The following is a 14,992-nucleotide window of genomic DNA, read 5'->3' on the forward strand; positions in this document are numbered from 1 at the left end:
ATGAAAACGCCGCGTGTCACATCCATGACGCGCCCCATGCAAAAAGGCCGTCGAAACGGCCTTTTGTGAAAGCGAATGCACGCCTGCGCAGCAGGAGTGACGCAAAGGTTTTACATCGACGCTTCGAGCATCGCCTTGTAGTCGTCGCGCGTGGCCAGCCGCGGGTTGGTCTTGTGGCAATGGTCGGCCATGGCGCCGTCGATGATCTGTTCGAACATCGCGGGCGTCACGCCCACTTCGGCCAGGCCCTTGGGCAGGCCCAGGCGCGCGTTCATGTCGCGGATCGCGTGACCGAGGTCGCCGGCCGAGTCCAGGTGCATGGCCTGCGCCATGCGCTGAAGGCGCTGTTCCTTCTGCACCGACTCGGCGCCCGAATTGAAGTGGATCACCGCCGGCAGGAAGAGGGCGTTGAGCGTGCCGTGGTGCAGGCGCGGATCGACGCCGCCCAGGCTGTGGCTCAGCGAGTGCACGCAGCCCAGGCCCTTCTGGAAGGCCATGGCGCCCTGCATCGACGCGCTCATGAGGTTCAGGCGCGCTTCGCGGTCGCTGCCGTCTTTCGTCGCGCGCTCGATGTGGCCCCAGGCGCGCTCCAGGCCGTCGAGGCCGATGCCGTCGGCCGGCGGGTTGAAGGCGGCCGACATGAAGGTTTCCATGCAGTGCGCGATGGCGTCCATGCCGGTGGCGGCCGTGAGCCGGGGCGGCAGGCCGAGCGTGAGCTCGGGGTCGCAGATGGCGGCCTTGGGCATGAGGAACCAGCTGTGGAAGCCGAGCTTGCGGTGGTCGTCGACGATGACGATGGCGCCGCGCGCCACCTCGCTGCCGGTGCCGCTGGTGGTGGGCACGGCAATGAGCGGCACCGCGCGCTCGGTGATCTTGGGCGAGCCGCCTTCGATGGTGGCGTAGGTCTTGAGCGGGCCGTCGTGCGTGGCCGCGATGGCCACGCCCTTGGCGCAGTCGATGGCCGAGCCGCCGCCCACGGCGATGAGGCCGTCGCAGCGGCCGCTGCGGTACAGCTCGACGGCGGCACGCACCGCGGCCTCGGTCGGGTTGGAGGGCGTCTGGTCGAACACCGAGACCTCGAGATCGGCGATGGCGTCGAGCGCCTTCTGCAGCACGCCGGCCGCGCGCACGCCGGCGTCGGTGACGATCAGGGGGCGGTTGATGCCGATGCGCGCGCACTCGCTCGACAGGAGCTTGATGGCGCCGAATTCGAACTGGATCTGGGTGAGGTATTGGATGAGGGCCATGAGGGGGAACGCCCGAGGGCAGTACGATTGCTGACCGTTCGAATCTAACAAGAGGGGACATTCTTGCCCACCAACAAAACCCTTGCGTCTGTCGCACTGGGCTCATCGCTGCTGGCCGCCTCGGTCCAGGCCGCCTGCCTCAGCGACACCCAGGTGGCCGACTTCGCCGCCGCGCAGGCGGCGCGCACGCCCGCCGCCGACATCGAGAACCTCAGCGAGGCCGACGCCACCTGCACGCGCGCCAAGCTCAACGTGCTGCATGCGCGCAACCTCGGTGACGTGGTCGGCTACAAGGCGGGCCTGACCAACCCCGCGGTGCAGAAGCGCTTCAACTACGACCAGCCCGTGTGGGGCGTGCTCTACCAGCGCATGCTGCTCGACAACGGCGCGGTGGTCGATGCGGCCTTCGGCGCGCGGCCGCTGTTCGAGGCCGACATGCTGGTGCGCGTGAAGAGCGCCGACATCCACAAGGCCAAGACACCGGCCGAGGTGCTGGCCAACATCGACCAGCTCATTCCCTTCATCGAGCTGCCCGACCTCGCGGTGCAGACGCCCTCGAAGCTCAACGGCCCGGGCGTGGCGGCCATCAACGTCGGCGCGCGGCTCGGCGTGCGCGGCCTGCCGGTCGATGTGCCGGCGACGGCCGACGGCCAGTCCTGGATGCTCGAAAGCCTGCGCGACATGCGCGTGGTCATGAAGGACGGGCAGGGCAAGGAACTGGCGACCGGCAAGGGCTCGGACATCCTCGAACACCCGCTCAATGCGGTAGTGTGGCTGGCCGGCGCGCTGGCCAAGGAGGGCATCGCGCTGAAGCCGGGCGACCTGATCAGCCTGGGCTCGTTCTCGCCGCTGCTGCCGCCCAAGGCCGGGCAGACGGTGGTGGTGAGCTACGAAGGGCTGTCGCGCATGCAACCGGTGGTGGTGTCTTTCAAGTGAGCACGACCACGACAGCGAACCGCCTCGCGCAACCCGCACTCACCCCGAAGATGGCCGGCGTGGTCGAACGCATGGCGCGCGCGGGCCATCCGCCGCTCGACCAGCTCACGCCCGACGAAGCCAAGGCCTCGTACGAAAAAGGCGCGGGCGTGCTCGAGGTGCCCAAGCCCGAGCTGGCGCGCATCGAAGACTTCCACATCGCCGCGCGCGACGGCCACGCCATTCCCGCGCGGCTGTATGCGCCGTCGGCCGAGGTGCTGCCGGTGCTCGTGTACTTCCACGGCGGCGGCTTCACGGTCGGCAACATCCGCACGCACGACACGCTGTGCCGCGTGCTCAGCCTCAAGAGCGGCTGCGCGGTGGTGTCGGTCGACTACCGGCTCGCGCCCGCGCACAAGTTTCCGACCGCGTCGAACGATGCCTGGGACGCGTTCCAGTTCATCGCCACGCAGGGCGCGAGCCTGGGCCTCGACGGCACGCGCCTGGCAGTGGGCGGCGACAGCGCGGGCGGCACGCTGGCGGCCGTGTGCGCGATCCTGGCGCGCGATGCCGGCCTGCCGGTGGCGCTGCAGCTGCTCATCTACCCCGGCATGGCCGCGCACCAGGACACCGAGTCGCACCGACGCCATGTCGATGGCCCGCTGCTGACCAAGGCCATGATCGACTTCTTCTTCGCCCAGTACGTGAACACGCCCGCCGACCGCGACGACTGGCGTTTCGCGCCCCTGCTGGCCGACGACGTCGACGATGTGGCACCGGCCTGGATCGGCCTGGCCGAGGCCGACCCGGTGGTGGACGAAGGCATCGCCTACGCCGACAAGCTGCGCGCCGCGGGCGTGGCGGTCGACCTGGAAATCTACCGTGGCGTGATCCACGAATTCATCAAGATGGGCCGCGCGATTCCCGAAGCGCTGCAGGCGCAGAACGACGCGGCCCGCGCACTGAAAGAGGCATTGAACCCATGAGCGACAACAACAACACCCCGGTCCGCAGCGAGGACTTCCACTACTTCCACCGCCTGCGCGTGCGCTGGGCCGAGGTGGACATGCAGAAGATCGTCTTCAACGCGCACTACCTGATGTACTTCGACACCGCCATCGCCGACTACTGGCGTGCGATGGCGTTGCCGTACGAAGAGGCGATGCACTCGCTGGGCGGCGACCTGTACGTGCGCAAGGCGACCATCGACTTCCGCGCCTCGGCCCGCATGGACGACGTGATCGACGTGGGCATGAAGTGCGCGCGCATCGGCAACTCGTCGATCATTTTCCAGGGCGGCCTGTTCCGCCAGGACGAGTTCCTGGTGGGCTGCGAGCTCGTCTACGTGTTCGCCGACCCGGCCACGCAGACCTCGAAGCCGGTGCCCGCGGCCCTGCGCGAAACGCTGACGGCCTTCGAGGCCGGCGAGCCGATGCGTACCGTCGAGACCGGCGACTGGGCCACGCTCGGCGAAGGCGCGAGCGCGCTGCGCCGCGCCGTGTTCATCGAGGAACAGAACATTCCCAAGGAGCTGGAGTGGGACGCGCACGACGCCGTCGTGCTGCACGCGGTGGCGCGCAACCGGCTCGGCCAGGTCATCGGCACCGGCCGGCTGCTGCCCGCCGAAGACGGTGTCTCGCACATCGGCCGCATGGCGGTGCACCGCACCCTGCGCAGCGGCGGCCACGGCGCGGCCGTGGTGCAGGCGCTGGAAGACGCGGCCCGCGCGCGCGGCGACCGCGAGGTGGCGCTCAATGCGCAGCGCAGCGCCGAGCGCTTTTATGCGCGACTCGGCTACGCCGTGCACGGCCAGCCTTTCGAGGAAGCCGGCATCGCGCACATCGAGATGCGGCGCGCGCTGCGCTGAACGCAGCAGCGCCTGCGGTCAGTAGCGGGCCGGCGGGTCCGGCACGTAGCCGGGGTCCGAGCCCGGGAAGGGCGAGGGACCCGAGGGGCGCGGCCAGCCCTGCGGCACCGGGATGACGCCCGCGGCGACCAGGTTCTCGCGGCTGTCGTAGCGGATGCGGATCACCTCGTCGGGCTGCGAGTTGGCGCGCTCGAAGGTCGTCTTGCCGACGTAGGAGGTCTCGCGCCGTCCGTGGGCCGTGCCCAGGCTCGGGCTGGGCGCCGACTGGCGGGCCATGGCGCTGGCGGACGACTCGGCGGCCATGTCGGCGTTGCCGGCGCTGCCTGCGGGTGGGGCCGCCTTGGCGCGCGCATCGCCCATCGACGACGGTGCCGGCGGCGCCTCGCTGCGCCGTTCGCGGCTGCTGTTGCTGTACTCGTCGCGCGACGGATAAGGCGTCACGACCGGCGGCGGCGGTTCCGGCCGGCGCTCGCGGAACATCGCGACGCCGACCACGCCCACGTCGTCGGGGCGGCCCGTGCGGCTCGCGTAGGAGTTGCCGGCGGCGGCGAACTCGAAGGCCGCGATCTGCGAATCGCTCTTGCGCCAGCCCGCGATGTCGCTGCGCTCGCGCGGGCCGAACACGTAGCCGTTCTGGCCGACGCCGGCGGTTTCGCCGGTGACGACGTTGACGCCGTCCACCGACATCACGGCCATGATGCGTTCGCCCATCGCGTTGCGCGCCCGGATCGCATAGCGCGCACCGGGGCGGCCGGCCACCCAGTACTCGCCGCGGTGGCGGTAGATCGGCAGCTCGGCGCCGCTCGTGCGGTCGACGATGCTGATGTTCATCAGCCCGCCGATGCGGCTGGCACCGGAGGGGTAGGGCCGCATCGGGCTTTCCGCCCCCGCCGACAGCGCGGTCAGGGCCAGGACGGTGGTGAGGAGAAGTCTGCGCTGCATCATGGTGGCTTCCTTGCCAAGAGTGGATCGATGCAGGCTTCTACGGCGGGGCCTCGCGAACGGGGTTAAGCGTCGCGCAAAAAAATGGCGCTGTCGGTGAGACAGCGCCAAGCGCCCCCGGAAAGAAGGCAGGGACGCAGGGGAAATCAGATGTCTTCGAGCAGCGGGTAGGGCAGCGGCTCGACCGACAGCGCCGGTCCGCCGGGCGCCCCCGCGTGCAGGCCGCCGGCCTCGAGCGCGGCGATCTGGATGGAGATGAGCGCCGACCAGCCGCCATCGGGCGCGGGCGCGGCCTGCGCCACGGTGCCCACGGGCTGTTCGGCGTCGTTGGCCGCGAACACCTCCTGGCCCGCGGCCAGCGGGGCGTCGGTCTGCGCGAGGTAGGTGCGGCGCTTGAGCGTGCCGCGGAACTGGCTGCGGGCCACGATTTCCTGGCCGGGGTAGCAGCCCTTCTTGAAGTTCACGCCGCCCACCGACTCGTAGTTGATCATCTGCGGCACGAAGGCCTCGATCACCGGCGTGGTCAGCGTGACGATGCCGCTGCGCACCTCGCTCCAGGGCCACAGCGCGGCGTCGAGCGTCGGGCCCACGGGCGCCTTCTGGTCGGCCGGCGCGATCCACAGCGCGCGCGGCACGCCGTCGGCCGGGTACAGCGACACCACGCTGATGTCTTCGCCGATGGCCGTGCGGCGACCGGGCGGCAGGGCCGCGTCCAGGCCGTTGGCGGTCAGGGCGGTGCCGGCCACGCCGTGCAGCGCGAACTGCTCGGTGGCGTCGGTCAGCTTGACCTTGGCGCGCAGCACGTACATCGACAGGCGCTTGAGCGTGGCCGCCAGGATGTCGCGGCTGCACACCAGCAGGATCAGTTCGGGTTGCGGCCGGATGCCGATGAAGCTGGCGATCACGCGGCCCTTGGCCGTGCAGAGCGCCGCCAGGCGGGCTTCTGTGGCACCGAGCAGAGAGAAATCCTGCGTGAGCTGGCCGTGCAGGAAGCTGGCGGCATCGGGGCCTTCGGCGCGGATCACGCCGAGGTGGGGCAGGGTGCTCACCCCGTTGAGAACGACTGTGGTCATCGCTGAATTATCATGGCCGTGCCTGTTCCTTCGGGGCGGCAGGGATTCCCCGTCGCAGCGACGGGGCCGGCCGTTCCCGCGGGCCGGTGTCCATCTGCTTGCCAGCCCTTTTTTCTTCCTCCGTCTTTTCCTCGGATTCGTGCGCAGCTTCTTCCTCACGCTCTTCCTGCTCGTGGCCCTGGCCGTCCTGGCGCTCGGCGGCGCCGGTCTCTGGTGGGTGCACCAGCCGCTCAAGTTGCCGACGCCCAGCGTCGACCTGTCGGTGGAACCCGGCACCACGCCGCGCGGCATCGCCCAGGCCGTGGCCGACACCGGCGTCGACGTGCAGCCTCAGCTGCTGTACCTGTGGTTCCGCGTCTCGGGGCAAGACCGCCAGATGCGCGCCGGCAGTTACGAACTGGAACGCGGTGTCACGCCCAAGCTGCTGCTCAACGTCCTGGTGCGCGGCGAGGAAGCCACGCGCAGCGTGGTGCTGGTCGAAGGCTGGAACATCCGCCAGGTGCGCGCCGCGCTCGCCAAGGCCGAGCAGCTCAAGCCCGAAAGCGTGGGCATGAGCGAAGACGCGTTGATGGCCGCGCTGGGCAAGCCGGGCCTGCACCCCGAAGGCCGCTTTTTCCCGGACACCTACACCTACTCGAAGGGCTCGACCGACATCGCACTGCTGCAGCGCGCCATGCGGGCCATGGACAAGAAGCTCGAGGCCGCCTGGGCGGCGCGTGCGGCCGATTTGCCGCTCAAGTCGGCCGATGAGGCGCTTATTCTGGCCAGCATTGTCGAAAAGGAGACAGGCAAGGCCAACGACCGCGCGGAGATCGCCGCCGTCTTCACCAACCGGCTGCGCATCGGCATGCCGCTGCAGACCGACCCGACCGTGATCTACGGCATGGGCACCGCCTTCGACGGCAACCTGCGCAAGCGCGACCTGCAGACCGACACGCCCTGGAACACCTACACCCGCGGCGGCCTGCCGCCCACGCCGATCGCCATGCCCGGCAAGGCCGCGCTGCTGGCGGCCGTGCAGCCGGCGCAGAGCAAGTCGCTGTACTTCGTCTCGCGCGGCGATGGCACGAGCCAGTTCAGCAGCTCGCTCGACGACCACAACCGCGCGGTCAACCGCTACCAGCGAGGCGGCGGCAGCAGCTCCCAACCCAAGGCGACCCAATGAGTTCGATCAGCAATGGCGGTCTGTTTCTGACGCTGGAAGGCATCGACGGCGCGGGCAAGTCGAGCCACCTCGACGCGCTGGAAGCCCGCTTCAAGGCGCAGGGCCGCACCGTGGTGCGCACGCGCGAACCCGGCGGCACGCCACTGGCGGAGACGCTGCGCGGGCTGGTGCTCGAACAGCCGATGAACCCGCTGACTGAATCGCTGCTGGTGTTTGCGGCGCGCTGCGACCACATCGCCCAGGTGATCGAACCGGCGCTGGCGCGCGGCGAGGTCGTGCTGTGCGACCGTTTCACCGACGCCACCTTCGCCTACCAGGGCGCGGGGCGCGGCTTCGACACCGCCGTGCTGGCGACCCTCGAACAGTGGGTGCAGGCGGGCCGGGCCGGTCTGCCGGCGGCGCAACTGCTGCAACCCCAAGTGACCGTGTGGTTCGACCTCGCCCCTGAAATCGCCGCCCAGCGCCTGGCCGGCGCGCGCGTGCCCGACAAGTTCGAGGCCCAGCCCGTCGAGTTCTTCCGCCGCGTGGCGCAGGGCTATGCGGCCCGCGCCGCCGCCGATGCGTCGCGCTTCGTGCGCATCGACGCGAGCCAGGCCCGCGACCAGGTCTGGCAGCAGATCGACACCGCACTGGTGGCGCGCGGCGTGCTGTCGCCGGTGCAGGGAGCCGCGCGATGAGCGAGCCGGTGAACACGCTGACCCCGTGGCTGCGCCAGCCCTTGGCCGAACTGCTGCGCCAGCGCGGCCATGCCTGGCTGCTGCAAGGCCCGTCGGGCATCGGCCAGTACGAACTCGCGCTGGCGCTCGCCGCCGCCTGGCTGTGCGAACAGCCGGTGGAGGAGGGCGGTGCCGCCTGCGGCCACTGCGCGAGCTGCCACGCCATCGAGGTCCGCACCCACGCCGACCTGTGCGTGCTGATGCCCGAGGTCGCGATGCAGGAACTGGGCTGGCCGCTCGACGAAAAGGCGCAGTCCGACATCGACGACAAGAAGCGCAAGGCCAGCCGCGAGATCCGCGTCGAAGCCATGCGCGACGCCGTCGGCTTTGCGCAGCGCACCAGCGCGCGCGGTCGCGGCAAGGTCGTGCTCGTGTATCCGGCCGAGCGCATGAACACCATCACCGCCAACGCGCTGCTCAAGACGCTGGAAGAACCCGTCGGCGACGTGCGCTTCGTGCTCGCCAGCGAAGCCGCGTGGCAGTTGTTGCCGACCATCCGCAGCCGCTGCCTGGGCTTCACGCTACCGTGGCCCGAAACCGCCGAGGCCGAGGCCTGGCTGGTGGCACAAGACGTGCCCGTTGCCGATGCCGCGCAGCTGCTGCGCGCCGCGGGCGGACGGCCCAGCGATGCGCTGCGGCTGGCGCGCTCGGGCCAGTCGCCCAAGGCGTGGTCGCTGCTGCCCAAGGCCGTGTCGCGTGGCGACGTGGGCGCGCTGGCCGACCAGGTGCCGGCCCAGGCCGTCGTCTCGCTGCAAAAGCTCTGCCACGACCTGATGGCCGTGGGTCACGGTGCCGAACCCCGTTTCTTCGACGCGGCCGACCTGCCACCGGCCCCGCACAAGCTGGCGCTGGCGCGCTGGTCGAAGTCGCTCGCCGCCGCCGCGCGGACCGCCGAGCACCCGTTCAACGCCGGCCTCATGCTCGAAGCGCTTGTGAGCGAGGCGCGAAGCACCCTAAACTCTGCCGCTCGCCGCCCATGAACCAACCTGTCGCTCCCGCCGCCGCCGCTTCGTCTGCCACGCCCGCCCGGCCGAGCGTCATCCAGCTCGCCATCAAAGAAAAGGGCGCGCTCTACGCGGCCTACATCCCGCTGTTTGCCGAGGGCGGCATCTTCATTCCGACCACGCGCGAATACCGGCTGGGCGACGACGTCTACGTGCTGCTCACGCTGCCCGAAGACCCGCAGCGCTATCCGGTCGCCGGAAAGGTCGCCTGGATCACGCCGGCCCGCGCCGCCGGCAACCGGGCGCCGGGCGTCGGCGTGCGCTTTCCCTCGGACGAGAAGTCGCGCCAGCTGAAGGCGCGCATCGAAGCCGCGCTCGGTGGCTCCATGGCCTCCGACCGCCCGACCCAGACCATCTGAGTTCTTTCTCCGCCGCCGTCCCCGTGACGCGGAACTCCGGACACGGCGCGATCTCCCACAGGCGCGCCGCACTTCATCCTTTCCGATGTTCACCGACTCCCACTGCCACCTGACCTTTCCCGAATTCGCGGACCAGATGCCCCAGATCCGCGCCGCCATGGCCGCCGCCAAGGTCGACCGGGCGCTGTGCATCTGCACCAAGCTCGAGGAATTCGATGACGTGCAGGCCCTGGCCGCCAGCTACGACAACTTCTGGGCCAGCGTGGGCGTGCACCCCGACAACGAGGACATCGCCGAGCCCACCGTGGAAGAGCTGGTGCGCCTGTCGGCGCGCCCGCGTGTTGTGGCCATCGGCGAAACCGGCCTCGACTACTATCAGATGGAAGAGCGCAAGGGCGGCCGCAGCATCGCCGACATGGAGTGGCAGCGCGACCGCTTCCGCGTGCACATCCGCGCCGCGCAGCAGACCCGCAAGCCGCTCATCATCCACACGCGTGACGCCTCGGCCGACACGCTGGCCATCCTCAAGGAGGAGGGCGAAGACGGCGCGGGCAGGGCGGCCGGCGGCGTGTTCCATTGCTTCACCGAAACCGCCGAGGTGGCGCGCGCCGCGCTCGACCTGGGTTTCTACATTTCCTTTTCGGGCATCCTGACCTTCAAGAAAGCCCAGGACCTGCGCGACGTGGCGGCCTTCGTGCCGCTGGACCGCATGCTGATCGAGACCGACAGCCCCTACCTGGCGCCCGTGCCGTACCGAGGCAAGACCAACAACCCGTCGTACGTGCCCTTCGTGGCGCAACAGATCGCCGAACTGCGACAAATGCCCGTAGAGGACATCGCCAAGGCGACAAGCGACAACTTCGAAACATTGTTCAGGGAAGTCAAATCATGAAAAACTACTTTAAGAAATCGATATATCTTGTTGTCATGGCTGCATCTTTTGCAGCGCATGCTGGTTCGTTCGAAGACTTTTTCCGTGCCGTGCGCGGCGACAACGCCAGCGGTGTGCGCACCCTGCTGAACCGCGGTTTCGATCCCAACACGCGCGACGAACACGGCCAGACCGGTTTGATGCTCGCGCTGCGCGAGCCGTCGCCGAAGGTCATCCAGGTGCTGATGGAGTCACCGCAACTCAACGTCGACCTGGCCAACGCCAAGGACGAAACGCCGCTCATGCTGGCGTCGATCAAGGGCCAGCAGGACCTGGTGGTGCAACTGCTCAAACGCGACGCCGCCGTCAACAAGACCGGCTGGGCGCCGCTGCATTACGCGGCAAGCAGCGGGCAACTGTCGATCATGAAGCTGCTGCTCGAGAACCATGCCTTCATCGACGCCCAGTCGCCGAACGGCACCACGCCGCTGATGATGGCCGCGATGTACGGATCGAACGATGCCGTGAAGTTGCTGCTGGCTGAAGGCGCGGATACGGCGATGAAGAACCAGCTTGGCATGACTGCGGTTGACTTTGCAGTGAAGGCTAACCGGGCGGAGTCTGCGGAGCTGATCAAGGCCGCTGGGGATGCGAAGGCGAATGGGGTGAAGGCGGTGCCGAAAGATGGGAAGTGGTGAGCGGCCGCAGGCCTCAGCAATCCTGACGCAGCAGAGGATGAACACGGTCTCCCAGGTATCTGGACAACCACGTGCAGTGCGCCTGAAGGCTCTCCACCGGAATATCGTTGCCCAGCCATAGGGACTTTTCATCCTGTCCTGGCAAGCGCGTGACCACGCTGAGATAACCCGCCGTGGCGTAGCTGGTGAGCACTGTGGGGTTCACTGCGCGAATGGACTCAAACGGGACCACGGTGGTGCGCGGCTTTCGCAGTGGCGCCGTCTCGACATAGCTGAGCTGCCTGGTTTCCGAATTGAAGCTGAAGGCGATCACCGTTTTTCTGGAGGTCGCGACCAGCAGCATGAGACCCGCGAGGCCGCTCGTCCCGAACAGCGGGAGCCAAATTGCCGGATCAGCGAACACGCCGGATGAAAACGGGTTCACGCCGTTCGCGAGCGAGGCAAGGCTCGCGAAGCCGAGCCCGAGGAGATAGACGGGTGCGGCCATGGCGAGTACCGCCAGAGAAGCCGCAGCTGCCAACAGAAAGGAAGAACGAGCGCTCGATCCTTCCTTGCTCGATCGCCAGCAGAAGCAGTGGCTCATTTCTTCCTGGCCGGCAAGGACGTTCGATGTCACTTGTGGTCGTTCCTTTTTTTGACGGGTTGGGCTTGCGGGATGCTTGCCTGGGTTTCTTGAGTTCCGTCGACTGTACGGTAGCCCCTTCACATTGAACACAATGTGCATTATGTAAAATGACTTGTGTAGATGCGGACCGTTTGCCGCTGTGAACCAGAGAGCCTTGGCAGTCCTCGACCCGAGCCCAATGCCCTTCCGGCTCTCGCACTTCGCCCAGCCCTTGATTTCAGGCCTGAGCGAAGTTGCCCTGAGTCGAATCAGCTCAGCGTGCTCCCATCCGGCAGCTTCGCAATCACCTTGATCTCGAACTGGAAGCCATAGAGCCACGTCACGCCGATCCCGGTCAGCGTCGGATGCGGCGCTTCGCCCCAGTACTCGGGCACCAGCTTCCAGATCGTTTCGAAGTTCGATTCTGGATCGACGATGAAGACTGTCACGTCGACCACGTCGTCGAAGGTGCAGCCCGCGGCTTTCAGGATGGCGTTCAGGTTGTCGAACGCGCGCCGCACCTGCGCCTCCAGTTCAGGCTCCGGCGAGCCGTCTTCGCGGCTGCCGACCTGCCCCGACACGAACAGGAAGCCGTTGGAGCGAACCGCCGGCGAATAGCGGTTGCGTTCGTAGAGCGCCTGGCGCCCGGGTGGAAAAACGACGTCGCGTGAGGAGGCCATGGGGTGTTTTCTTTCTGCGGTGAGTGAGGACGATGCAGGGACTTTAGGAAGCCCTGCGTCATCGATAAACGGGCAACGCCAACAATCACTGTTTGCAGATCCCAAACAATCACGGCACACGCCCCGCAGGAGCCCTCTCATGGATCGTTTCGATGCAATGCAGGCCTTCACCCGCGTGGTGGAAGCCGGCAGCTTCACCAAGGCCGCCGACACGCTGCACATGAGCAAGACCAGCGTGACCCAGCTCGTGCAGCAGTTGGAGGCGCGGCTGCGCGTGAAGCTGCTCAATCGCACGACGCGCAAGGTGAGCGTCACGGCCGATGGCGCGGCGTACTACGAACGTGCGGTGCGGCTGCTGGCCGACCTGGACGACGCCGAAACCAGCCTGTCGGGCGCCGCCGCCCTGCCCCGAGGCCGCCTTCGCGTGGATGTGCCGAGCCCGCTGGCCCGCATGATCCTGGTGCCCGCGCTGCCGGCCTTCCATGCGCGCTACCCCGACATCCAACTCGACATGGGCGTGAGCGATCGCATGGTCGATGTGATCGGCGAGAACGTCGATTGCGTGGTGCGCGGCGGCGAACTCACCGACCCCTCGCTCATGGCCCGCCGCGTGGGCGACCTTCGGCTAGGGGTCTATGCGGCACCAAGCTATCTCGAACTGGCCGGCACGCCGACGCACCCGCACGAGCTGGAAGACACGCACCACCGCATCGTCGGCTTCCTGTGGTCACGCCACGGCAAGACCTTTCCATACGCCATGCGCCGGGGCGGCGAGCGCGTCGACGTGCAGGGCCGCTACGTGCTCTCGGTCGACGACGGCAATGCCTACCTCGCAGCGGGGCTGGCGGGCCTGGGCATCCTCTGGCTGCCGGACTACATGGCCGCGCCGCACCGGGCGCGCGGCGAACTGGTGCCGCTGTTCGAAGACTGGCAGCTCGATCCGATGCCGCTGTACGTGGCGTTCGCGCCGAACCGGCATGTGAGCGCCAAGCTGCGCGCGTTCATCGAGTGGGTCGCCGGGCTGATGGCGCAGCATGCGCCGGTCATCGTTCGCCCGGGCCCGTCGGCTTCACGTTGACGCAGCCTCTGCTTCCTGCAGCGCGCGCCACATCACCTTGCCGCTGCCGCTCTTGGGCAGCGCGTCGACGAACTGCACCACACGCGGCGCCTTGTACGCCGCCATGTTCGCTCCGCACCAGTCGATGATGTCCTGCGCGCTCACTGGCGCTTGCGCAGGCTTGAGCACCACCAGCGCCTTGACCGATTCGCCGCGGTAGGCGTCCCGAGTCGCGATCACGCAGGCCTCCTGGATGGCCGGGTGGCGGAACATCAGCGCCTCCACCTCGGCCGGCCAGACCTTGAAGCCGCTTGCGTTGATCATCCGCTTGAGCCGGTCGGTGACGAAGAAGTAGCCCTCCCCGTCCACATGCCCCATGTCGCCGGAGCGGAAGAACCGCTTGCCGTCAATCTCGACGAAAGCAGCCTCGGTGTCCGCCGGGCGCTTCCAGTAGCCCGCGAAGACCTGCGGCCCGTGGATCACGATCTCGCCCTGCGCACCTGGCGTGACCTCGCGGCCCGTGTCGGGGTCGATCACGCGCGCGTCGGTGCTCATGAACGGGATGCCCAGGCACTGCAGCTTGGGTGCGTCGGGCGGGTTGTAGTGCGAGGGCGCGGCGGTCTCGGTGAGGCCGTAGGCCTCGACATAACGCAGGCCGTACTGCTCGAACAGCCGCTGTGCCACCGCCTGCGGCATCGCCGCCCCGCCGCCGCCGATGGCCACCAGGCTCGACAGGTCGAAGCGCGCCACGTTCGGGCTGGCCAGCAGGTCGATGACCATGGTCGGGATGTTGGCCCAGTGCGTGACCTGGTGCGTGGCGATCAGCCGGCCCGCCAGTTCGCGGTCCCAGCGCGGCATGAGCACGGCCGTGGCGCCCACCTGCATCGCCGCGTGCATGACGCCGACCATGCCGGTGATGTGGAACATCGGTACGGCCACGAGGTGGATGCTCTGCGGCGTCACGTTGCCCCAGGCGTTGATGGCCATTGCGTTGTGCATCGCGTTCGCGTGGCTGAGCATGCAGCCCTTGGGCAGGCCGGTCGTGCCGCTGGTGTAGGGCAACAGGGCCAGTGCGTCCGCGTCGGCGCGGGCCACGGGCGGTGCTTGTTCGCAGGCCAGACAGTCGGACCACGCATGCACCGCGCCACCGGTCAGCGCCGGCAGTTCGCGCCGCGGCAGCAGCCACGGTGCCCAGGCTGCCGGCATGTCCTGATCCGACAGCGCGGCCGGGTCGAAGGCATCAGTGAACTGGGTCACGACGAGGTGGCGCAGCTGCTGCGCCTGCGGCAAGGCATCGCTGGCTTTCGCGAGCTCGACCGCGAGGTCCGCCGTCGCGATCGCCACCTGCGCATCGGGATCGACGATGAAATGCTTCAGCTCCTCGGCGCGGTTCATCGGGTTGACGGGCACCACCACGGCATCGGCGCGCAGGATCGCGAAATGCGCGATCACGAGCTGCGGGCAGTTCTGCATCGCCAGCAGCACGCGGTCGCCGGGGCGCACGCCCAGCGCTTGCAAGCCGGCCGACAGGCGCTCGACGGCGGCCCACAGCTGCGCGTAGCTCATCGTGCGGCCCATGAAGATGAGCGCCGCCTTGTCGGGAAAGCGGCGGGCATTGACCGCGAGGTTGTCCCAGAGCGGCGTGCGTGCCGCGTGCAAGGCGCGCGGCAGGCGCCGGGGCCAGAACGTGTGATGCGGGCGGGTCTGCATGGCGTGCTCCTGGTGGGTGGTGAGCGTCGGTCGATGGGCGTGGCTGCGCCCTGCCCGCTTCCGGCGTGCCGGAGGCGGGAGCGA

16 protein-coding genes are annotated in these 14,992 nt (G+C 68.5%); 10 read left to right on the forward strand and 6 right to left on the reverse strand.

Annotation, left to right across the window (positions count from 1 at the left end; translation table 11 throughout):
• Positions 1–110: 110 nt before the first annotated feature.
• Entirely contained in the window at positions 111–1,247 is a 1,137-nt protein-coding gene (locus VHAB30_RS10550) for an iron-containing alcohol dehydrogenase (RefSeq protein ID WP_095947634.1), read from the reverse strand.
• Between the two features lie 63 nt (positions 1,248–1,310).
• On the opposite strand from VHAB30_RS10550, the gene VHAB30_RS10555 reads away from it, so the two are divergent.
• From VHAB30_RS10555 to VHAB30_RS10565, 3 genes are read left to right on the forward strand one after another with little or no spacing between them, the layout of a single operon-like run.
• A complete protein-coding gene (locus VHAB30_RS10555) occupies positions 1,311–2,183 on the forward strand; it encodes a 2-keto-4-pentenoate hydratase (protein WP_159277003.1) in 873 nt (290 codons plus the stop codon).
• Positions 2,184–2,233: 50 nt separating this feature from the next.
• Entirely contained in the window at positions 2,234–3,148 is a 915-nt protein-coding gene (locus VHAB30_RS10560) for an alpha/beta hydrolase (RefSeq protein WP_159278324.1), read from the forward strand.
• Positions 3,145–4,029 carry a YbgC/FadM family acyl-CoA thioesterase gene (locus tag VHAB30_RS10565; protein ID WP_159277004.1) on the forward strand — a complete coding sequence of 295 codons (885 nt, stop codon included), beginning with the start codon at positions 3,145–3,147 and terminating at the stop codon, positions 4,027–4,029. Before VHAB30_RS10560 ends, VHAB30_RS10565 begins: the two co-directional genes overlap by 4 nt.
• Before the next feature lie 18 nt (positions 4,030–4,047).
• Here VHAB30_RS10565 and VHAB30_RS10570 read toward each other — a convergent pair whose 3' ends face one another.
• Complete coding sequence (locus VHAB30_RS10570; RefSeq protein WP_159277005.1) at positions 4,048–4,971, reverse strand: hypothetical protein; 924 nt, start codon at positions 4,969–4,971, stop codon at positions 4,048–4,050.
• Positions 4,972–5,117: 146 nt separating this feature from the next.
• Positions 5,118–6,044 carry a CAF17-like 4Fe-4S cluster assembly/insertion protein YgfZ gene (ygfZ, locus tag VHAB30_RS10575; RefSeq protein ID WP_070060618.1) on the reverse strand — a complete coding sequence of 309 codons (927 nt, stop codon included), beginning with the start codon at positions 6,042–6,044 and terminating at the stop codon, positions 5,118–5,120.
• A gap of 139 nt (positions 6,045–6,183) precedes the next feature.
• Here ygfZ and mltG point away from each other — a divergent pair, with 139 nt between their 5' ends.
• The 6 genes from mltG (at position 6,184) to VHAB30_RS10605 (ending at position 10,857) form a co-directional block, all read left to right on the forward strand.
• Positions 6,184–7,209, forward strand: coding sequence for an endolytic transglycosylase MltG (gene mltG / locus VHAB30_RS10580; RefSeq protein WP_062472898.1), 1,026 nt, complete (start codon positions 6,184–6,186; stop codon positions 7,207–7,209).
• Positions 7,210–7,214: 5 nt separating this feature from the next.
• Positions 7,215–7,886 carry a dTMP kinase gene (gene tmk / locus VHAB30_RS10585; protein ID WP_159278325.1) on the forward strand — a complete coding sequence of 224 codons (672 nt, stop codon included), beginning with the start codon at positions 7,215–7,217 and terminating at the stop codon, positions 7,884–7,886.
• On the forward strand, positions 7,883–8,905 hold the full coding sequence (locus VHAB30_RS10590; protein ID WP_159277006.1) for a DNA polymerase III subunit delta': 1,023 nt from the start codon (positions 7,883–7,885) through the stop codon (positions 8,903–8,905). Before tmk ends, VHAB30_RS10590 begins: the two co-directional genes overlap by 4 nt.
• Entirely contained in the window at positions 8,902–9,288 is a 387-nt protein-coding gene (locus VHAB30_RS10595) for a PilZ domain-containing protein (RefSeq protein ID WP_159277007.1), read from the forward strand. Before VHAB30_RS10590 ends, VHAB30_RS10595 begins: the two co-directional genes overlap by 4 nt.
• Positions 9,289–9,373: 85 nt before the next feature.
• Positions 9,374–10,180, forward strand: a complete 807-nt coding sequence (locus tag VHAB30_RS10600; protein WP_062472891.1) for a TatD family hydrolase — start codon at positions 9,374–9,376, stop codon at positions 10,178–10,180.
• Positions 10,177–10,857 (forward strand): ankyrin repeat domain-containing protein, encoded by a 681-nt coding sequence (locus tag VHAB30_RS10605; protein WP_095745272.1) that lies wholly within the window; start codon positions 10,177–10,179, stop codon positions 10,855–10,857. Before VHAB30_RS10600 ends, VHAB30_RS10605 begins: the two co-directional genes overlap by 4 nt.
• A 13-nt stretch (positions 10,858–10,870) precedes the next feature.
• On the opposite strand, the gene VHAB30_RS10610 is transcribed toward VHAB30_RS10605, so the two are convergent.
• Entirely contained in the window at positions 10,871–11,473 is a 603-nt protein-coding gene (locus VHAB30_RS10610; RefSeq protein WP_159277008.1) for a hypothetical protein, read from the reverse strand.
• A gap of 257 nt (positions 11,474–11,730) precedes the next feature.
• Positions 11,731–12,141: a RidA family protein gene (locus tag VHAB30_RS10615; RefSeq protein ID WP_159277009.1), complete on the reverse strand. Its 411-nt coding sequence runs from the start codon at positions 12,139–12,141 to the stop codon at positions 11,731–11,733.
• A 139-nt stretch (positions 12,142–12,280) separates the two neighbouring features.
• Between VHAB30_RS10615 and VHAB30_RS10620 the strand changes: the two genes are divergently transcribed.
• Entirely contained in the window at positions 12,281–13,219 is a 939-nt protein-coding gene (locus VHAB30_RS10620) for a LysR family transcriptional regulator (protein ID WP_159277010.1), read from the forward strand.
• On the opposite strand, the gene VHAB30_RS10625 is transcribed toward VHAB30_RS10620, so the two are convergent.
• Entirely contained in the window at positions 13,211–14,908 is a 1,698-nt protein-coding gene (locus VHAB30_RS10625) for a long-chain fatty acid--CoA ligase (RefSeq protein WP_159277011.1), read from the reverse strand. The two genes, VHAB30_RS10620 and VHAB30_RS10625, sit on opposite strands and share 9 nt — an antisense overlap.
• Between the last annotated feature and the right edge of the window lie 84 nt (positions 14,909–14,992).

Source organism: Variovorax boronicumulans (assembly GCF_009811375.1).
Classification (GTDB): Bacteria; Pseudomonadota; Gammaproteobacteria; order Burkholderiales; family Burkholderiaceae_C; genus Variovorax; species Variovorax boronicumulans.